This is a genomic window from Scandinavium sp. M-37 (assembly GCF_043558715.1).
Taxonomy (GTDB): domain Bacteria; phylum Pseudomonadota; class Gammaproteobacteria; order Enterobacterales; family Enterobacteriaceae; genus Scandinavium; species Scandinavium vulneris_A.
The window spans coordinates 103764-123561 of record NZ_JBIGIN010000014.1 but is presented as its reverse complement, the minus strand read 5'-3'; the positions used below and the strand labels follow the sequence as shown (position 1 = coordinate 123561).

Sequence of the window (19798 nt, the reverse complement as noted above, 5' to 3'; positions counted from 1 at the left end):
GACGCTGTCGAAGGCCACCGCAGACAGCAGATGGCTGGTGACTTCCATCTGACAGACCATACGCAGCTGTGGCCATTCGGACTGCTTGTTCACATTGGCAGTACGGCCGAAGGCTGCGTCATTTTCTGGGGTATCAGGTGCGCGCCACAACGTACCGTCCACGGCCATCAGCGTCAGGCCGTTCCAGTGAGAGAGGGGCGTTTTTTCGAACCAGAGCTGGCGTGTTTTTTCGAACATCAGGCGGATGACATCCTCCCCGAGCCGCTGGCGGGCCTGAACAACGGCACTGGGGGCAACGAAGGGCCGTTTACCCGGCAGAAGAATATCCATATGGGAGACCAGTTGGGTCATGGAATGGGAGCGGAACAGGGCCATGCCGGTAACCGCCCAGACCATCATCTCCATGGAGAGGCGACGCTTACGCAGAGTGACGACGCCGGTGTCAGCCAGGCATTCATCAATGAGTTCAGGAGAAAGCAGGTCTGCAAGAGCAGCAAACTCCTGCGGAGAAAATTTATGGACGGTGTCTAAAGCCTGGCTGAGTAACATAAAAAAATCCGTAATCCCTGTGAGATTACGGATTCTTACACAACCACTGGATCGGTCAACCGATCCTTAACTGATCGGCATTACGCTAACGCGGCCTTTTTTTTGCGACAAAAGATGACTCCTACGTATTGCGCAATTTTTTATTTAACGCCGACAATCACCAGGGATATAATCTTAATATTGTGGCTATTTTCTTAGGCTATTGCGAAAAATCTGGCAGCGGACTCGGGAAAATCGTAGGAATACTCTTAGTTTAGCGATTCTGCACTCAATTATCGATCGCCACGAGCAAGCATCATTAAACTTAAGTTAATGATAATTAAGCTTGTCTATCGTTATTTAAGTGTAATCATCTTTAACCCTGCTATAAGAAAGGCCGGGGATTACGGCAACGCATCGCACCTAATTATCCTAATTGTAATTTTTCGTAATAGCTCGGTGAAATCTTTTTCAGAGTAGATTATAGTTAGCATATCAGGTTCACAGCGTATGTTCCGGGTCAGACAGTAGTATCCATCCCACACAGTGTTGGTTGATTAATCATAAGGGGATGCGTTATGGACGAATACTCGCCAAAAAGACATGATCTCGCACAGCTTAAATTTCTCTGTGAAACGTTGTATCATGACTGTCTCGCTAATCTTGAAGAGAACCGCGCAGGCTGGGTTAACGACCCCACGTCAGCACTCAATCTTCAACTCAACGAACTGATAGAGCATATTGCTACGTTCGCACTTAATTACAAGATTAAGTATAACGAAGACAATAAACTGATCGCGCAAATTGATGAATATCTGGACGATACCTTTATGTTGTTCAGTAACTACGGCATTAACGCTGACGATCTGCAGAAATGGCGGAAGTCGGGTAACAGACTCTTCCGTTGCTTCGTCAATCTTAGCCGGACAAACCCTGTAAGTCTTTCTTGTTAAAATTATTACAATCAAAAAGGTGAAGTTATGTCAGATAAACCTTTAACAAAAACTGATTATTTGATGCGACTGCGACGTTGTCAGACGCTTGATACATTAGAACGCGTTATTGAAAAAAATAAATATGAACTTTCAGATAATGAGCTGGCTGTTTTTTACTCAGCAGCCGATCATCGCCTTGCCGAACTGACGATGAATAAGCTGTACGATAAAATCCCATCCTCGGTATGGAAATTTATACGTTAATTACATCTGCTTCACGCTCACCTCTCCTCATTTCTTTACTGACAACAGTACTGATTACAATGTGATAAGTATCACATGCAGAAGCGGGGAACGTTCCCAAGCAAGGCTATAAATTATACTGTGGCTCTCTGCTTAAAAGGAGAATCACATGAGTGAAGAAAAACGCAAAATGATCGCCGGAGAGCTGTATCGTCCGGGTGATGACACCCTCCGGGCCGACCGTTTACGCGCCAGAACTATCCTGCACCGTTATAACCACTCCTCGCCCGAGGAGAAACCTCTGCGCACCGCATTGCTTGGCGAACTGCTGGGCCAGGCGGAAGATGCCTATATTGAGCCAACGTTTCGCTGCGATTATGGCTACAACATTTTCCTCGGTAAAAACTTCTACGCCAATTTCGATTGCGTGATGCTCGACGTCTGCCCGATTCATATTGGCGAGAACTGCATGCTTGCGCCCGGGGTGCATATTTATACCGCCACTCATCCGCTGGATGCCGAGGAGCGCAACGCCGGGGCTGAATTCGGTAAACCGGTGACGATAGGCAACAGCGTCTGGATTGGCGGGCGAGCCATCATCAACCCGGGCGTGACCATCGGCGACAACGCGGTGATTGCCTCCGGGGCAGTGGTGGTGAAAGATGTCCCGGCCAATGCGGTGGTAGGCGGCAATCCGGCGAAAATAATTAAAATGCTCGCCTGACTGTTATGGTTTTCTGCAACCGAACTGTTACTTTTCGCCTGAATTAACGCAACATAAAATAGCGTATCATCCGATTCAGGCATAACAGAAGGCGCAGATGACCGAAATCCAGCGACTGCTTACTCATACCATCAACGAGCTGAACAGCGCAGAGAAGCGCGACAACCGTCCGCGCTTCAGTATCAGCTTCATTCGCCGCTTCCCTGGGCTGTTTATCGCCATGTATCTCGGCTTCCTCGCCACGTGGGTGGTAATGTACCGCTCCGAAACGCTGGCCGATTCCCAATGGCTGTTAATCGTGCTGTTCATCGTTCTGAACGGTTTCTTCTTTTTCGATGTCGCCCCGCGCTATCGCTATGAAGATATCGACGTGCTCGATTTTCGTGTCTGCTACAACGGGGAGTGGTACAACACCCGTTTCGTGCCGAATGAATTAATTGACACTATTCTGCAATCGCCTCGGGTGGCTGAGCCGCAAAAAAGCCAGCTGCAAAAGATGGTCGCCACCAAAGGTGAATTGTCTTTCTACGACATTTTCACCCTTGCACGCGCCGAGTCTGCTCGATAAGCCGATTCAAAATTCGTATGGCGGCCACGAAGCCGGATGCCGACGTGTTGCCATACCCCAGAACTAACCCGGTTTCGCCCTGAGCCGGGTTGAGATAAAAATGACTCAACGCCCCCGGTGCCAACTGATACTGACGGGCTAACGCCGCCACAATGCCGTCCTCTATCCCGGGGATTTTCACCGTTAAATGCAGCCCGCCTTCCCCGGCCGACACGCTGTGCGGGCAGGTCAGTTCCTGTGCTAAAGCGGCTCGCAGCTGCGCCTGCCGCTTGCGATACAGGCGGCGCATTGAGGCCAGATGCCGGGCGTAATGCCCCTCCTCGATAAAATGTGCCAGCGCGCGCTGCTCGGCACGATGCCCGCCTCGCAATAGCGAATGAATGGCGGGCTGGACAGATTTCGCCAACGCTTTGGGCATCACCATAAAGCCTATCCGCAGGGACGGGAACAGCGTCTTGCTGAAGGTGCCCAGGTACACCACCGGTGCGTTGGGCACCATGCCGAGCATCGCCGGGATCGGCTCCCCGCTGTAACGGAACTCACTGTCGTAATCATCTTCGATTATCCATGCATCAGACGAGCGGGCGTAATCCAGCAGTGCCAGACGGCGCGGCGCGCTCATCAGGCTGCCAAGCGGAAACTGGTGAGACGGTGTGGTAAAAATAAGTCGGGGGGCGGCCGCCGGTGCCGCAGGGAAAATCATGCCTTCATCATCGACGGGCAAACCCTGGCAGGGCAATCCGGCAGAGATAAACGCACTCCGCGCCCCGAAATAGCCGGGATCTTCAATCCAGGCCTGTTGCCCTCTTTCACTGAGTAATTGGGTACAGAGGTTGAGCCCTTCCCGCGCACCTTCGGTGATCACCACCTGGCTGGCGTCACAGTCAATCCCACGCGACAGCGCCAGGTGGCGAGCGATGGCCACCCGCAAGGACGCTTCTCCCGCCGAATCACCATAGCCCAACAGCGTGGCCCCCTCTTCACGCAGTACGCGGTCGAGCAAGCGTCGCCACAACGGCAGCGGGAAATAGTTCACCGCTGGCGTGCCCGGGGTAAACGCCAGGGTCGGAGTATCACGTCGCGTGCCCGGAGGTAAATCCGCCAGATATGAAGGCAAGCGGAATTCCGCAGGCTCGCTGCTTTCCATCGTGGTGGCCTGGGGCAACGTCGCCACCTGCGATCCCTGCCTATCCCGTAAGAGATAGCCTTCGATCGCCAGTTGCTCCAGTGCGGCATTGATGGTGTTCCGTGACAAGCGCAACTGCTGCGCCATCGAGCGCGAACCTGGCAACCGACTTTGCGGCTGCAGATGCCCGCTCAAAATCGCATTTCGCAGCGTATGATAAAGCGTGCGTTGCAGCGTCTCGCCTGCCCGTTGCTGGATGGCCCGCGCCAGCAAGCCATAAAACGCATCATCAGGAATATTCATCATCTCTCCTCGTGGTACCACCAGAAGATACGGCAGTGGTTCTTTTTAGGGAACCATCAGTTCGCTATTGTGCGAATAAGCGTCCACTAAGGAGTCACTATGAGTCAGCATAATCAGTTTGGTCAGCCGGTTGGCGTTGCCCTTCCCGACTGGCAACCGCGTCAGCATCCGCAGCGCGTCACGCTCGAAGGCCGTCTGTGTCGCCTTGAACCATTGGGCATGCAGCACGCCGACGCATTGTTTGCCGCCTACCAGTTAGCTGAAGATACCCGCGCCTGGACCTGGCTATTACGCGAACCGGATAGCGACGTTGAAGGATATCGGACATGGGTGCAGAGCATTCTTGAACTTCAGGACCCTATCCATTTCGCGGTGGTCGATAAACAGAGCGGAAAGCCGGTCGGCACCCTGGCTCTGATGCGTATCGACAGCAAAAACGGGGTGATCGAAGTAGGCCATGTGCATTTTTCCCCACTGCTCAGCCGCACCCCGATGTCGACCGAAGCACAGTGGCTGCTGATGCGCTATGCCTTCGAGACGCTCGGCTATCGTCGATACGAGTGGAAATGTAACAGTCTGAACGCGCCATCACGCCGGGCGGCGCTACGCATGGGCTTTCAGTTTGAAGGGCAGTTTCGTCAGGCACTGGTCATTAAAGGCCACAACCGTGACACCGACTGGTTTTCGATTATCGACCCAGAGTGGCCGGAGGTAGATCGGGCGATGCAGAAATGGCTTGCCGCCGAGAACTTCGGCCCCGACGGCAAGCAGCGGACTTCCCTGGAAAGTTGGCGACAGCCAAAAAATTAACGTCTTTTCTTACGCCCCTGCACCGCTTTAAAGCGGGGGTTTGTTTTGCAAATGACGTATAGCCGCCCTTTGCGTTTCACAATCTGGCAATCTGGGTGGCGCTGTTTAGCGCTTTTGAGCGAGTTCAGAACCTGCATCTTTAGCTCCGTTTCGCATCAATAAAACCGCCAAAACGCTGACGGAATCGCGCCATACTGCCTTCGTTCGAGAAGGTCTTTTGCTTCCCGGTGTAGTAAGGATGCGATTTGGACGACACATCAAGCGTGACATACGGGAAAGTCTCGCCTTCCAGTTCGATTTCCCTGTCGGTTTTAATGGTCGATCCCACTTTGAAATACTCGTCAGCGCTGGTGTCGTGGAATACCACGGTACGATAATGCGGATGGATATCGGCTTTCATGATTCACCTTTATTGTTACAGTATAACATAACAACAAAATACGCCATGCAACTACGGATATCAACCCTTCTCAATACAGGGTTTAATCCTCCAACGCGTGTCTCATCCAACTAATCAACGCTGCACTATCTATCGGTTTTGCCTGATCGACGATATACACAGGCCCCAGAGACATTGGCTGAGCACTATCAGCCAGGCGCAGTAATTCGGGGAGATACTCTTCCCCTGGATGGCCATTACGCCTTACTTCTAACCTCTGTGCATAACGCGCCGCAGCCAGATTTCCAGGGATGCTATTCCAGACTTCCAGTACACGGTTTATGCCTGCATGTTCCAGATAACGGGTAAGTGATTCCTTAGGCTGGAAGCCAAACCAGGCATCGATGAGAAAGACGCACTGCTTTGGGCTGGCGGCGACTATCGACCAGATAACCTCATAAGCGGCGCAGCCCAAACGGCGGTTGAACGCCCTGTCGATATCGTCAAATTGCGCCATAAACGGTTCTTTAATGCCGTCGATGGTCAGAACCGGCAGCGCAAATTGTTCTGACAACAAATGCGCAATAGTGCTTTTCCCTGAGGCGGGAACGCCGTTCACAAGTACCACCGTTTTGCCCTGTGTTCGCGTAGTCTGGCTCATAAGAGTGCGATCACCTCTTCCTTCACTTTTGCCTGACGTAGTTTCGACATAACGGAGTCGTCGCCAAGCCAATTCACAATGGCGCGTATGCCCTCTTCAATATGTGCATTACTGTCTTTGGCGGCAAACATGATGACGATATCGGCCTCGTGACTGTCAGCAAATGAAACTGCCTTATCAAGTAACAGTAGACTGAAGCAATTCTTAAGTACCCCGCATTCTGGTCGGGCATGAGGCATGGCTACGCCTTCATCAAAAACGTAATAGGCACCATGCTCCAGTGTATTATCAATCACAGCCTGGTAATAAGAAGGCAGTATAAAGCCGTTAGTCACCAGCGGCCGGGCCGCTATTTCAATCACCTTTTGCCAGTCGGTTTCATGCACGCCAATCTGTATCGCCTGCGCTTCTATTAATAACTCCTTAATGGCCATAATGGCTCCTTAAATAGTTCTGCGGATGATATTTCTCAGCTCATCGATTTTAACGAATACCGCATCTATATCTTGCCGATGAGTCGTACTCTTAGCAAAGATTTGTAACGCCTGGTTATAGCGCAGCATTAATGCTTTTTGTGCGTTGCTATTCAGAGGGTTTTCCGCCAATGCGTGTTCAAGCTCTGTTAATTCAGCTGCTAACTTTCCGGCCTGAATATCATATTGCCCGGCATCAACATGATCTCGTTTAAACAAACTTTTAAGTGTTTCAAACATAGCGACCTCCTGCCCCGACGATTGCCAGGCAACCAGGGTTACATTGAAGAGTGAAATTTAGTCGATTTTTATTTAAATAATGCGATCTTTTCGATTAATACCGCCGCCACGGCATCATTCGCCGGAATTAAAAATTTGCGCACACTGTCGTTGACTTTACCTTTACCAAACGTCTGCTGGCAGTGACCTACCCACTGCACATTCATTTCGGTGCCCACGTTCACTTTGTCAATACCACCCTCGACGGCTCGGCGCATATCTTCATCGCTCACCCCTGTTCCACCATGCAATACGAGGGGGGTTTTAGTCACTTCGCTGATCTCTGCCAGACGCTGATGCTGAATTTTCGCCTTGCCGGTATAAAGACCGTGTACGGTCCCGACCGACACCGCCAGCATGTCGACTTTCGTCGCATCAACAAACTGTCTGGCATCTTCAGTAGTGGTAAAACAAATATCTTCTGCGGCCACCGCTTTGCCATCTTCCGAACCGCCAATTGCACCCAACTCAGCTTCTACGGAGACATTTCTCGGGCGGGCAATGTCAATTACCTTAAGAGTATTGGCTATATTATCTGCCATATCTAAATGCGAACCATCATACATGACTGAACTGAACCCGACATCGATTGCCGTTTTAATAGATTCAATGTCCGAGCAGTGATCCAGGTGTAGGCAGGTCGGTATATTTTGGCTTTCGGCTAAGGAACAAACCGAATCAACCAGCAAACGATAACCTAAATATTCGGCAGTGCCGGTGGAGATCTGAATCATTAACGGACTATGGGTTATTTTAGCTGCTTTAAAATATGCTGGCAGCATCTCCAAACAATGTAAATTAAATGACCCTACAGCTTTAAATCCACGCTCTTTTGCCACCTGCAATAAATCAGGGAAGTTATACAGACTCATGTGCTTTTTCCTCTTGAGGTTTGGTTGATTTGCCATTCACGAACCAGGCGATAAGCGCCACAAACAGGATGAAGACGCCGACAAACGTCCAGTTATTCTGGAAAACATGCCCCAGAATCAGACCACTGCTGATCACATCAGAATCACTGAAGGTCACACCGGTAAAGCCATAGCTTTCTAACATCGGCACCAGAATTGCTGGCAGGAAAGTAATGAATAAGCCGTGTACTACTCCCCCTATAACCGCGCCACGCCTGCCGCCCATCGCGTTGCCAAAGATGCCTGCCGTGCCACCGGCAAAGAAGTTGGTTAACAGGCCGGGAAGAATCATAGCCAGGCCAAACATCGGGAAGACAATCATGCCAATGATCGAGCCTGCGGTAGTAGCCAGGAAGCCGACGATGACCGCATTCGGGGCATATGGGAACAGCACTGGGCAATCCAGCGCAGGTTTAGCATCGGGAACAATTCGCATCGCAATGCCACGAAAGGCAGGCACCAGTTCGTTTAACAACAAGCGTACGCCGCTATAAAGTACAAATACACCAGCCACAAATTGAATCGACTGCATAAACGCGAACATCAGATAGTTCACGCCGTTGGTGTACTGGGCAATATATTCCGGACCTGCCGCCAGCGCAGGGATGAGATACATCGGGATCATCACCACGGCCATCGAAAGATAGGTGTCCTGCAGGAATTTAAAGTTATCCGGCAGTATCAGATCTTCTGTCGATCTGGACCCCTTTCCGACCACCTTCGCGACAGCCGCCTGCACCAGGTAGCCAATGGTGCAAAAGTGTCCGAGTGCAACATCGTCAGAACCCGTAATGCGACGTACGACAGGCTGAGCAAGCGCTGGCATCAGCACCGCCATAATTCCGCCGAAAATGCCGCCGGTCAGAATGAGCGGAAGTCCAGTCAGTCCTGCTTTATAACCAATTACCGCACCAATGGTTGCCATCCACAGTAGGGCCTGTCCCGTCAGGAAGATATTTTTAAACGGTGTAATCCGGGCAATAATGATATTGACGATGAAGATAACCATCAGTGTCATCGCCACCTCAGAACCTAGCTCACGGTTTGCCAGCCCTGCAATCGCTGCGACATCGGTGATATATCCTTTCATACCAAAGCCGTGAGTAAAGATATCGTTTAAAAACGTCAGGGTATCGACGATAATATTGATCCCGGCCATCATGATTAAAAATCCAAGCAGCGTTTTAAACGTGCCTTCCGCCACTTTACCTTTTGATTTTTTTTGCAGCAATAGACCCAGCATGGCGATAAAAGCAATCAAAATAGATGCCTGTCCCAGCAGGTCCTTAACAATAAAATTAAAGATGCTATTCATTTTCGAGTACCTTTAAATTGTGTTCTTTTAAAAAGGCGACGATCTTCCGCTCGATTTCGTCCTTATCTGTTAAGCGATGCAACACAATAACGCGTTTGATTTCTTCTTCACTCGCGTCAGCCGTTAAAATGTCAGCAAACGTTTTTTGTGTCAGAATAATATCTGACTTAAAGGCGCCAGCTTCAGAAACAGTGGTGTGTTCTATTTCTGCTGGAATTTCTAATTTATTAAGCACCGCTTTCGCTGTCATTTCAATGGCGAAACTGGAACCTAACCCACAGCCACATACGCAAAGAATTTTAAGCATTAATAGACTCCTCAAATAATATCGAGCTGTTTAGCTAATTTATAATGATGCCCTTCGGTATCGACGAGGCGTTTTTGCATACTGATTAAATCTATAGGGATCGGTTTGTTACTAGAATTAATAATAATCGCTTTATTTCTCATGCCTGACTGGATACAACGCACGACCTCTCCGGCCATTATGGTGCCCTGATAAATTTCCTCACAGGTAGGGTCACCGTTACGCAGACTGTAACCGATGATCGACTTACGGATACGTACCCCGATTTTCGGTTCAAGCAGCTTAATCATGGTATCAATCGCTCCCTGAAAACCTGGGGAGTACTCTTTGGTGTAGCCTTCTGAACAGAGGATCACCACACTATTCTGTTCTGCAAGGCGGACAGTGATTTTTTGTGCCAGTTCGTTCAGAGTATGCTGACATTCTGGGATTAAGGCCAAATCGGCGTTGCTTTTGATCGCCGACTGCAATGTCAGCTCACCGCAGTAGCCCCCGAGCAGCTCCACCATAAAGACTCGCCCCGGTAATGCTCGCCCAGTATTCCGCAGCTTGGCGACCTCTTTAATAATCTGTTCGCAGGCCGTAGAAAAACCAATGGTATAATCGCTGCCATAAACATCATTATCGATGGTCATCCCGACACCAAAGCAATTAATACCGTACTCGCTGAGATGATGAAGAAATTGCAGAGAACCATCGCCGCCCGCCATCACGAGGACATCGATATGCAGGGTCTTAAGCTGTTTCGCAATCACCTCATATTCCGAGGCCATCAATTTACGGTTGGTACGCCCCGAAGACATAATGGGAATGGCGGCAATGGAAAAATCCACTAAATCACGCAGAGAAATAGCCTGGTATTTGTTTTGCAAGAGGCCTGGAATCCCCCCATTGAATAAAATGATCTCTGCCCGTGCTAATCTTGATATCTGAAAGACAAAGTTATTTATCCCTGTCACATCACCGCCGCTAATTACCATGCCGATTCTCATAATCATGACCTCGCTTATTTCTTGAAAGTGATTTTTCCTTTAAACAAGCCATGAATTTGCAACGAGCATCACAAAATTGTTATTAAGATGTCCGCTCTTGCTATTGACATCAATTGGTTAGGGTCATTTTTTGTGAATGCCATCACATTCCATCACCTGTTGCTAATATTATTAATTCACTTTTATTTCAAGCAATTAACACGCATTCAGGCTTTAGATTCCTGTAAACCTTACGCATGAAGTTCATACATAGATGTGAGGTTTAAAAAATGTGATTTATCGCGCAGTTTTCTGTGTGTGAATGACCGCGAGCAAAAGAGGGACTTATCGTGGAGGGATCAGTTTTAACATATAAAAAAGGCGACTTACGTCGCCCTTAAATGCTGAAATGTCATTACTTACGTTCGCTCCCGACCCACCAGCAGCGTGGTCAGGGTGAACGACAGCACCAGCGCGATTGCCACGCCCGACAGGGCATAGACAAAGTACGGGCCGATATAAGCGGGCAAACTGAAGATGCTCGATAAGATATAGCCATACAGGCGCACGCCGAAGAACGCGATGAAGGCAGAGGCCAGCGAACTGGCGATAGTCGCGGCGATAAACGCTTTCTTATGACGGGTGAGCACGCCAAACAACGCCGGTTCGGTTATGCCGAGTAGCGCAGAAACCGCCGCTGACAGCGTCACCGTACGATCCTGTCGGTCTTTGCTCAGGCGCCAGATAGCAAACGTCGCCCCGGCAATCGCCATGTTGGCCATAAACATCATTGGCATCAGCATGTCATAGCCCCGATCGCTAAAGTTTTGCAGCGCAATCGGGGTCATCGCATGGTGCATCCCGGTGAGGATCGCCACCGGACGTATCGCGCCCACCACCAGCCCGGCAAAGCTCGCCGATACGCTGAACAGCCCTTCGATAAACAGCGCCAGCCCTTTTCCGAGCCAAATGCCAATCGGGCCAATCACCACTAACGCCGCCAGCGCGCCGATAAACAGCGTCAGGGTCGGCGTAAACACGGTTTTCAGCACCTCCGGCATGATACTGTCGACCCATTTATGGATGTATTTCAGCGCCAGAACCGAGAAAATCACCGGAATGACGCTGGAGGCGTAGTTAAATACCGACACCGGCACGGCGTTCATTAACCATAGCGCGGAGGCGGCATCAGGCTGATGGGTCGCCAGCGCCTTGGCAGCGTCAATTAAGGTTGGATACATCAGACAGGCCGCCACCGCCGCCGCGAGGTATTCATTGGTTTTGAAAATTTTTGCTGCCGACACCGCGAGGAAAAACGGCAGAAAATAGAACACGCCGCTGGCGATCAGATCGATGATCATCACCGTATCGCTTTTCGGCGACACCACTTTCAGCGCAATTAATCCGGCCAGCAAACCTTTGATCATCCCTGCCCCGGCAATCGCCGGGACAATCGGACCAAACACGCCGGAAACGGTATCCATAAACAGCGACACCAGGCTTTTACGGCCCTTGCCGCTGGTGACCGTTGTCTCATCACGTTGACCGAGGGCAGCCTGCAGTTGCTCGTACCAGCCGTTGACCGTAGGGCCGATAATGATTTGGAACTGATCGCTTTGCAGCTGCGCGCCCAGTACGCCGGGCAGCTTTTTAATTTCGCCCTGTTCGATTTTGCTATCATCAATTAAATCAAAGCGTAAGCGGGTCATGCAATGCCAGACTTTATTGATATTGTCTTGCCCACCGACCAGTTGAATGATGCGTGCGATGGCGTCTCGCGTCCCCATAGTGACTCCTGCGACATGTTCTTGTTTTGGTTATCTGGATGGTAATGAAGCTGTGAACGCAAAACAAACCAATAAAATTTGAACCCCCTCACATTTCTTTCCTTACAAGGCATGCAAAGGCTAAAATATGCAAAATTGGTCTGGTTTTTAATTCAATAAACACGCTATTTCAGACCAAAATATTTATTCCAGAAAAGGGTTTACCTGACGCGTAAAATAAGGCGAAGATAAATCATCAATCGTCTATTTTTTCCGTCATCAACAGGGAGCCTTTTTCCGTGGAACCGACGCTTATTACCGCTATTGATTGCTTCATCACTCGCCCGGATCGCCACAATTTGGTGACGGTACGCGTGACCACCGACAAAGGCATTACCGGCCACGGCTGCGCCACCTTTCAGCAACGCCCGCTGGCAGTGAAAACCCTGGTCGATGACTATCTGCGTCCGCTGTTGATCGGTCGCGATGCCAATAACATTGAAGACCTGTGGCAGATGATGAACGTCAACGCCTACTGGCGAAACGGCCCGGCGATGAATAACGCCATAGCCGGGGTCGATATGGCGCTGTGGGATATTAAAGCGCAGCTGGCGAACATGCCGCTGTATCAGCTGTTTGGCGGTCAATCCCGGGACGCGATCGCCGCCTACACCCACGCCAGCGGTGAAACGCTGGACGAGCTGTACACCACCGTCGATGCGCTACTTGAAAAAGGCTATCGCCATATTCGCTGCCAGCTTGGCTTCTACGGCGGTACGCCAACCGAGCTCCATGCGCCGGATAACCCTTCGCCAGGTGCCTGGTTCTGCCAGGATCAATACATGCGTAACACGGTGGAAATGTTCCGCGCCCTGCGAGAGCGCTACGGGCATCGCTTCCACATCCTGCATGATGTACATGAACGTCTGTTCCCGCAGCAGGCGGTGCAGCTGGCAAAACAGCTCGAGCCGTATCAGCCGTACTTTATTGAAGATATTCTGCCGCCGCAGCAAACCCCGTGGCTGGCGCAGATCCGTCAGCAAAGCAGCGTTCCACTGGCGCTCGGCGAACTGTTTAATAACCCGGCGGAATGGCATGACCTGGTAGTCAATCGACAGATTGATTTCATTCGCTGTCATGTGTCACAGATTGGCGGCATCACCCCGGCGCTGAAGCTGGCGGTGCTGTGTCAGGCCTTTGGCGTGCGTCTGGCCTGGCACGGCCCGGGCGACATGACGCCGATTGGCGTGGCGGTGAATACTCATCTCAATATTCATCTGCACAACGCCGCAATTCAGGAATTCATTCCACGATCCGCGACCACCGATGCCGTCTTCCCCGGCGCGCCGGTGGCAAAAGAAGGCTACATTTATCCACCACAAAAACCGGGCATTGGCGTCGGCTTCAACGAAGCACTGGCGGCTTCGCATCCGGTGGTGTACCGCCCGCATGAATGGACGCAAAGTCGCCTACCGGACGGCACGCTGCATACGCCGTAATCAGCCTGGCTGTTGGCGGAACGCGAGGTTGTCGCGGTTATGTGGAATGACGTAGGTGCAGGTGTAGTTGATATCGATAATGTCGCTAATGGCGTATACCTGACCGCCCGCCAGAATGCCGCGGTTGTTGATGTGCATCGCCGGGCTGCCTTTTTTGCAGCCCAGTAATTCGGCCTGTTCCCGGCTGACGTTCACTGCCCGATAGGTAGTGAGCATGTGGGAAATTTGATAGCCCTTTTGCAGGACATATTGCTGTAACGAACGTTCGATAACCTGCTGATTAAGGTCTGCGAATGCCGCCGACGGCATGCGCGACACCTCGATTTGCACCGGACTGTCATCCACATAGCGCAAACGACAAAACTGCCAGATAAAGTCATCATCCGTTAGCCCGAATATCTGCTGTTCCTCGCGATTCGGGCGTTTTTTATGCAGGCTTATCATCCGATAACGCATCTGATCGAAACGCTTTTCGGTAATCGAGTTGTACACCAGCGGATTATTCCGCGCCCCGTCGTTAATCCAACAGCCCGATCCCTGAACAATTCTGATAACGCCAATGCTCGCCAGTTTCTCCAGCGCCTGGCGCACGGTAAATCGCGAAACGCCATACTCTTGCGCCAGTTGTCTCTCCGGCGGCAGCTTACGCGGGCCGCCGTCACCCTGCTGATAAATTTTACTCAGCAGATCCTGAGTGACGAACTCATTTTTCTTCATCGGGATTTTCCCTGATTATTCCTTAGAAAAAAGACAGTTAAGCTTATCATTGCATATAATTGGCGTAACATAACGATTTCAGCGCAGGAAGGAAAACAGGGCCATGACAAGTAAAAAAATGGTCGCCCTGGTCGTCGCCGTGCTCACCCTCTCCGTCTTATTGCCGGTCACGCTCAGCGTATGGGTTGCACATTATCAGGCCAAAAAAGAGTTTACCCGCGATCTCAGTAACTACGGCGAACGCGTGATTTTACGCGCCCAGCAGGTGGTGTCGCAGGCTAAATCCACCTTAAAAGAAATTGATACCTTTCAGGGCACGCCTTGCGGTCCGCTCCATCTACAGACCATGCGTCGGGCGGCCTATACCCATCGTGACGTACAGGAAGTGTTGTGGCTCAATGGTCTAAGACCGGAATGTTCCTCGCTGGAAAGCCACAGCCGCAACGTAGAGTTCCCGCCCACTGACCGCCGCACCGATGACGGTTATCGCGTGTGGCTGACCGACATCAACGATCTCGGGATTCATCACTACATGGTAGCGCTGGCAAGCGCCCATCATATGGTGATGATCGACCCCGGCTCTTTCATCGACGTAGTGCCGTTCGCGCCCTGGACCATCAACACCGTGCTGATTGGCAGCCGCACCGGCAGCCTCATTTCCAACAGTGCGCCGTTCGATATGCGCATCTGGCAGCAAGAGCACCCGCTCGGCGACCACACGTTTGCCCGCAACGGCATGCTTTATAATCTGCGGGATTACCCGGATATCGGCATTTCACAAATCATCTGGGCTCCCACCGGTCCACTGACCAGTAAATGGCATCAGCAGATGCTGATTTGGTTGCCGATCGGGGTGCTGATAAGCCTGCTTGGTGCCGGGCTTATCCTGCAAATGGTGCGCAATCTACAGTCGCCGTACCATCGGATGCTGGATGCCATCAACAGTCGCGCGCTCGACGTTTACTACCAGCCGATTGTCTCCTTACGCAGTGGGAAAATAGTCGGGGCCGAGGCGCTGGCCCGCTGGCGACAGCCGAATGGCACCTTTCTGTCCCCGGATATTTTCGTTCCCCTGGCCGAGCAAAGCGGGCTGATTACCCGCCTCACCGGGCTGATTGTGGAAAAAGTGTTTGAGGATTTAGGCCCCTGGCTGAAGCAGCATCCCGACAAACACGTCTCGATTAACCTCGATCCGCAGGATCTGATTTCGGCAAAACTGCCGTTACAGCTGTCGCAGCAGCTGAACAAATGGGGTATTCCGCCGTCACAGGTGGCGCTGGAACTGACCGAACGTAGCTTTATCGATCTGAAAAACAGCGCCAGCACGCTGAGCCAACTCCGTCAGGCAGGTTATGCGCTGTATATCGATGACTTCGGGACCGGCTATTCCAGTCTGAGCTATCTGCAAAATCTCGACGTCGACATCATTAAAATCGACAAATCGTTTGTCGATACCCTGGAGTTTAAGAACGTCACGCCGCACATCATCGAAATGGCGAAAAGTTTGCAGCTGGCGATGGTCGCCGAAGGCGTTGAAACCGAGGTCCAGCGCCGCTGGCTGTCCGAGCACGGTGTGCAGTTTGGTCAGGGCTGGCTGTTCAGCAAAGCCCTGCCGAAAGCGGAGTTTATGGCGTGGGCAGAAGACAACCTGCACCAGCCTGACGCCACGTAAAACGGCTGGCGGCACGCCGCACAGCCGTATACGTTTACTCGTCGAGGATCGGCGCGAAGCCGCCGTAAATCATCCGTTTACCGTCAAACGGCATACTTTCACCCATCTCCTTCATCCGCGGATCGGCCATCATCTTCGCGTTGGCCGCATCCCGGACCTCTTTCGACGGATACTCAATCCAGCTGAAAACCACTTCTTCGTTGTCTTCAGCTTTGACCGCCATGCGAAAGTCGGTCAGCTTGCCGTCGGGCACATCGTCTGTCCAACACTCGACCACGCGGGTTGCACCAAACTCCTTAAACAGCGGTGCCGCCTTTGCCGCCAGCGCCAGATACGCCTCCTTTTTGTCCGCAGGCACGGCAACGACAAAACCATCAACATACTTCATGAGATAACCTCCGAAGTGAACGGCGCGGCCAGCGGTTCTGACCGCATCCGGCGTTGATAAGTTTAGTCGCGACGCCAGCTGAACGCATAACGCACACGCCGGGTTGGCAACAGGAATTCCGGCGACACGCTCGGACTCCACGAGTCATCTCCACCGACGCCCATATGGAATGCATCCAGATTCAGCCAGCAGCCTGGCTCCTCGCGCAGCAAATGTTGATGGCTCACCTCGTGTAACTGCTGCTGGCTGTAGCGGCTCAGGCCAAAGTGGAACGAGCCCTGCCAGCGATGCGCTCCATAGCGCAGTTCACGCGTGTCGCAGCGCAGGCCGTTTTCACTCGGGAATATATACGGCGTATGCAGCGCCTCGAGCGGCAAACTCCAGCGCCCATGACGGGCTGAAAGTTGCCTGTCCGGATAGTTTTCATGTGGCCCCAATCCCAGCCAGCTGACCTGCGATGCTGATTCTGCCAACTGACAGCTCAGGCCGATGCGCGCAGGCTCAGGGATATCATTCGCGACGGTAACATAGATGTCAGCATGCAGTTCACCGTGACCGTCGATACGCCAGCGTTTGTCGGAAATAAACAGCGCCTTCTGCTGATATTCCCAAACGTGACGGGTGATGATCACCACCTCATCGGCCTGTTCCCGCGCCTCGCAGTGCAGCATTCTCGCGGTCATGGCATACAGACCGGCCGCCTTCCAGCGCTCGACCCAGGCATTCGGATCGATACGGGTGGCTTCGCTGACGCCGATATCGTTATCCAGCGGGGCGCGGGTGAAATTGTCGAGAACCGGTGACAGCAATGTGGGCTGCTCGTCATGCCACCACTGGCTCAAGTGTCCGCTGTCACGATTAAACTGCCAGCGCTGCGAGCCGTGGCTGACGATAAATGCCTCCGGGTTCTGGACTAACTGCGGGGCAACGCCCTCGGCAGGTAACGCAGGCACCGCCAGCGGCCCTGGCAGCGGCCACTGATCCCAGGCGCAAAGGTGATTCGCCGCCGACCAGGCCGTCGCCTCTGGCTGCCACACTTCCACGTTCAGCCAGATGTCTCCGGTATCCAGGCCCGGTGTGAAATTGCTGAGTTCAACCACCGTTTTCCCCTGTGGGGCCAGATCCAGCGTGACTTCACCTTCGGCCAGCGTTTCACCGTCGTGCGCCAGCCACCAGCGCAGATGCTCGTTATCACTGTGCCGGAACAGGTATTCACTGCTGATTTCCACCCGCAGCGGTTGGACCGAATCCAATCGGAACTGGAAAAATTGCTGTGCGCGTTTGGCTTCGAACAGCGCCGGATGCGGGGTGCGGTCCGGGAACATCAGGCCATTCATGCAGAACTGGCGGTCATTCGGCGTGTCGCCAAAATCACCGCCGTAGGCCCAAAAGGTGTTGCCGTCAGCGTCGGTTTTAGACAACGCCTGATCGACCCAGTCCCAGACAAATCCGCCCTGCAAACGCGGAAATTCACGGAACGCCTGCCAGTATTTGGCAAATCCGCCGAAGCTGTTGCCCATCGCATGGGCATATTCACACAGGATCAACGGCCGAGACTCCTGCGGCAGACCTATCCACTTTTTCAGCGACCATTTCGGCACCGCCGGGAACGGCTGATCCTGGTCAACCCTGGCATACATCGGACAGACAATGTCGGTGGCCGCGGTGTTGGCCCCGCCGCCTTCGTACTGCACCGGCCGTGTCGGGTCGGTGGTTTTCAGCCAGCGATACAGCGCATCGTGGTTGGCCCCGTGGCCGGACTCATTGCCCAGCGACCAAATAATGATTGAAGGATGATTGCGATCGCGGGCGACCATCCTCGTGACGCGCTCGCTCATCGCCGGAAGCCAGCGAGGGCAGTCGGCCAGACGGCTCATCGGCACCATGCCGTGGGTTTCGATATTGGCTTCGTCCACCACATATAAGCCGTAGCGGTCGCACAATCGGTACCACAGCGGATGGTTGGGGTAATGCGAACAGCGCACGGCGTTAAAGTTATTCTGCTTCATCAGCAGAATGTCTTCGCGCATCGTGGCTTCGTCCACCGCTTGTCCGGTCTGCGGGTGGTGCTCATGGCGGTTGACGCCGCGAACCAGCAACGGCTGACCATTGAGCGTCAGCAGGCCATTAACGATTGCCACCCGGCGGAAGCCCACATCGCAGGCTTCCGTTTCGAGCAGCGCGCCGTCGGCATCGAGCAGAGAGACAGTCAGACGATACAGGTGCGGAAGTTCGGCACTCCACAGCAACGGGTCATCAACCGGGATTTTCAGGCTCAGGCGCTCGGCCCAATGCCCGCGCTCATCGACAATCTCACTGCCCGGCGTTTGCCGCTGACGGCCGATTTCCACGCCATCGCGCCACAGCGCGGCCTCCACCTGGGTGTCGGCAAAGGCGTCACCTTCCAGGGTAACGTTCAGGTTCAGCACGCCGCGACTGAAATCTTCATTCAGATCGGTCGTCAGGTAATAATCAGCGATTCGCGTCGCGGGCTTATGCAGCAGCGACACATCGCGGAAGATCCCGCTCATGCGCCACATATCCTGATCTTCCAGATAGCTGCCGTCGCACCAGCGCAGCACCAGCACCGCCAGCCGGTTGCGTCCGGGCACCAGCATCGGGCTGAGATCGAATTCAGCGGGCAAACGGCTGTCCTGGGAATAGCCGACCCACTGCCCATTGCACCACAGATGAAACGCCGAATTCACGCCGTCAAAGATGATGCGTGTCTGTCCCTGCGCCAGCCAACTCTCTGGCACCTCAAGCTCGCGGGAATAGCAGCCGGTTGGGTTTTCAGCGGGCACCTGCGGGGGCGTGACCGGAATGGGATAGGTGACGTTGGTATAAATCGGGGTATCAAAGCCCTGCATCTGCCAGTTAGACGGCACCGGCATGGCGACAGAATCAACCAGAAAGCCAGTCAGCCATTCCTCAGGCACCGCCTCGGGAGCGCTAAAGAAATTGAACCGCCATTCGCCGTTGAGCAGTTGCCGGGCTGGCGAGGGCACATCACGCTGCGCCTCGTTTTCAGTACGCCAGCTAGACATCGGGGCATGGGCAGGCAAGCGATGCCACTGTGTCACGCCGGGGTTTTCCCAGTCGCGACGAGCCAGTTGCAAGGCCAGAGTGGAAGGGGCAGATACCATCGGGAAACCTCTTTGCGAAGCGTTCATTTTTTTCAAGAGAATGCACGGTTCACTTTGCGCGGTAAAGCACTCCGCGG

General features: G+C 52.8%; 22 protein-coding genes. 7 read left to right on the top strand and 15 right to left on the bottom strand.

Going from position 1 to position 19798, the window contains the following annotated elements:
- The coding region (locus ACG0Z5_RS12375; RefSeq protein ID WP_394447732.1) for an IS4 family transposase at positions 1 to 549 on the bottom strand (549 nt) is incomplete at its 3' end.
- Positions 550 to 1106: 557 nt separating this feature from the next.
- On the opposite strand from ACG0Z5_RS12375, the gene tomB reads away from it, so the two are divergent.
- The 4 genes from tomB (at position 1107) to ACG0Z5_RS12355 (ending at position 2998) form a co-directional block, all read left to right on the top strand.
- Complete coding sequence (gene tomB, locus ACG0Z5_RS12370; protein WP_110511699.1) at positions 1107 to 1481, top strand: Hha toxicity modulator TomB; 375 nt, start codon at positions 1107 to 1109, stop codon at positions 1479 to 1481.
- Positions 1482 to 1508: 27 nt separating this feature from the next.
- Positions 1509 to 1727, top strand: coding sequence for an HHA domain-containing protein (locus ACG0Z5_RS12365; protein ID WP_154160200.1), 219 nt, complete (start codon positions 1509 to 1511; stop codon positions 1725 to 1727).
- Between the two features lie 148 nt (positions 1728 to 1875).
- Positions 1876 to 2430 carry a maltose O-acetyltransferase gene (maa, locus tag ACG0Z5_RS12360; RefSeq protein ID WP_394447729.1) on the top strand — a complete coding sequence of 185 codons (555 nt, stop codon included), beginning with the start codon at positions 1876 to 1878 and terminating at the stop codon, positions 2428 to 2430.
- 97 nt (positions 2431 to 2527) lie between these two features.
- Positions 2528 to 2998: a YlaC family protein gene (locus tag ACG0Z5_RS12355; protein WP_394447727.1), complete on the top strand. Its 471-nt coding sequence runs from the start codon at positions 2528 to 2530 to the stop codon at positions 2996 to 2998.
- On the opposite strand, the gene ACG0Z5_RS12350 is transcribed toward ACG0Z5_RS12355, so the two are convergent.
- Positions 2967 to 4427, bottom strand: coding sequence for a PLP-dependent aminotransferase family protein (locus ACG0Z5_RS12350; RefSeq protein WP_394447725.1), 1461 nt, complete (start codon positions 4425 to 4427; stop codon positions 2967 to 2969). The genes ACG0Z5_RS12355 and ACG0Z5_RS12350 overlap by 32 nt on opposite strands.
- 99 nt (positions 4428 to 4526) lie before the next feature.
- On the opposite strand from ACG0Z5_RS12350, the gene ACG0Z5_RS12345 reads away from it, so the two are divergent.
- Entirely contained in the window at positions 4527 to 5237 is a 711-nt protein-coding gene (locus ACG0Z5_RS12345) for a GNAT family N-acetyltransferase (RefSeq protein ID WP_394447723.1), read from the top strand.
- Here ACG0Z5_RS12345 and ykgO read toward each other — a convergent pair.
- The 10 genes from ykgO to ACG0Z5_RS12295 form a co-directional block, all read right to left on the bottom strand.
- The gene (ykgO, locus tag ACG0Z5_RS12340; protein WP_394447721.1) at positions 5234 to 5374 is read right to left on the bottom strand and encodes a type B 50S ribosomal protein L36; all 141 of its coding nucleotides are present in this window, start codon (positions 5372 to 5374) and stop codon (positions 5234 to 5236) included. The two genes, ACG0Z5_RS12345 and ykgO, sit on opposite strands and share 4 nt — an antisense overlap.
- A gap of 2 nt (positions 5375 to 5376) precedes the next feature.
- Entirely contained in the window at positions 5377 to 5637 is a 261-nt protein-coding gene (locus ACG0Z5_RS12335; protein WP_394447719.1) for a type B 50S ribosomal protein L31, read from the bottom strand.
- 82 nt (positions 5638 to 5719) lie between these two features.
- Positions 5720 to 6277 (bottom strand): AAA family ATPase, encoded by a 558-nt coding sequence (locus tag ACG0Z5_RS12330; protein WP_394447717.1) that lies wholly within the window; start codon positions 6275 to 6277, stop codon positions 5720 to 5722.
- A complete protein-coding gene (locus ACG0Z5_RS12325) occupies positions 6274 to 6711 on the bottom strand; it encodes a PTS sugar transporter subunit IIA (protein WP_394447715.1) in 438 nt (145 codons plus the stop codon). The genes ACG0Z5_RS12330 and ACG0Z5_RS12325 overlap by 4 nt, the downstream gene beginning before the upstream one ends.
- A 9-nt stretch (positions 6712 to 6720) precedes the next feature.
- Positions 6721 to 6990 carry a hypothetical protein gene (locus ACG0Z5_RS12320; protein WP_394447714.1) on the bottom strand — a complete coding sequence of 90 codons (270 nt, stop codon included), beginning with the start codon at positions 6988 to 6990 and terminating at the stop codon, positions 6721 to 6723.
- Between the two features lie 68 nt (positions 6991 to 7058).
- Positions 7059 to 7901, bottom strand: coding sequence for a class II fructose-bisphosphate aldolase (locus ACG0Z5_RS12315; protein ID WP_319785395.1), 843 nt, complete (start codon positions 7899 to 7901; stop codon positions 7059 to 7061).
- A complete protein-coding gene (locus tag ACG0Z5_RS12310) occupies positions 7888 to 9255 on the bottom strand; it encodes a PTS sugar transporter subunit IIC (RefSeq protein WP_394447711.1) in 1368 nt (455 codons plus the stop codon). Before ACG0Z5_RS12310 ends, ACG0Z5_RS12315 begins: the two co-directional genes overlap by 14 nt.
- On the bottom strand, positions 9248 to 9562 hold the full coding sequence (locus tag ACG0Z5_RS12305; RefSeq protein ID WP_319785397.1) for a PTS sugar transporter subunit IIB: 315 nt from the start codon (positions 9560 to 9562) through the stop codon (positions 9248 to 9250). Before ACG0Z5_RS12305 ends, ACG0Z5_RS12310 begins: the two co-directional genes overlap by 8 nt.
- A gap of 11 nt (positions 9563 to 9573) precedes the next feature.
- On the bottom strand, positions 9574 to 10554 hold the full coding sequence (locus ACG0Z5_RS12300; protein WP_394447709.1) for a 6-phosphofructokinase: 981 nt from the start codon (positions 10552 to 10554) through the stop codon (positions 9574 to 9576).
- Positions 10555 to 10952: 398 nt separating this feature from the next.
- Positions 10953 to 12320, bottom strand: coding sequence for a PTS transporter subunit EIIC (locus tag ACG0Z5_RS12295; protein WP_319785398.1), 1368 nt, complete (start codon positions 12318 to 12320; stop codon positions 10953 to 10955).
- A gap of 278 nt (positions 12321 to 12598) precedes the next feature.
- On the opposite strand from ACG0Z5_RS12295, the gene ACG0Z5_RS12290 reads away from it, so the two are divergent.
- The gene (locus ACG0Z5_RS12290) at positions 12599 to 13798 is read left to right on the top strand and encodes an enolase C-terminal domain-like protein (protein WP_394447707.1); all 1200 of its coding nucleotides are present in this window, start codon (positions 12599 to 12601) and stop codon (positions 13796 to 13798) included.
- Here the strand turns inward: ACG0Z5_RS12290 and ACG0Z5_RS12285 are convergent, their stop codons facing one another.
- Positions 13799 to 14515, bottom strand: coding sequence for a GntR family transcriptional regulator (locus tag ACG0Z5_RS12285; RefSeq protein ID WP_394447705.1), 717 nt, complete (start codon positions 14513 to 14515; stop codon positions 13799 to 13801).
- A 103-nt stretch (positions 14516 to 14618) separates the two neighbouring features.
- Between ACG0Z5_RS12285 and ACG0Z5_RS12280 the strand changes: the two genes are divergently transcribed.
- Positions 14619 to 16187, top strand: coding sequence for an EAL domain-containing protein (locus tag ACG0Z5_RS12280; RefSeq protein WP_394447703.1), 1569 nt, complete (start codon positions 14619 to 14621; stop codon positions 16185 to 16187).
- A gap of 34 nt (positions 16188 to 16221) precedes the next feature.
- Here ACG0Z5_RS12280 and ACG0Z5_RS12275 read toward each other — a convergent pair whose 3' ends face one another.
- Both ACG0Z5_RS12275 and ACG0Z5_RS12270 read right to left on the bottom strand, forming a co-directional pair.
- A complete protein-coding gene (locus ACG0Z5_RS12275) occupies positions 16222 to 16575 on the bottom strand; it encodes a DUF1428 domain-containing protein (RefSeq protein ID WP_319626731.1) in 354 nt (117 codons plus the stop codon).
- A gap of 62 nt (positions 16576 to 16637) precedes the next feature.
- Positions 16638 to 19721, bottom strand: a complete 3084-nt coding sequence (locus ACG0Z5_RS12270) for a beta-galactosidase (protein WP_394447701.1) — start codon at positions 19719 to 19721, stop codon at positions 16638 to 16640.
- Positions 19722 to 19798: the final 77 nt, after the last annotated feature.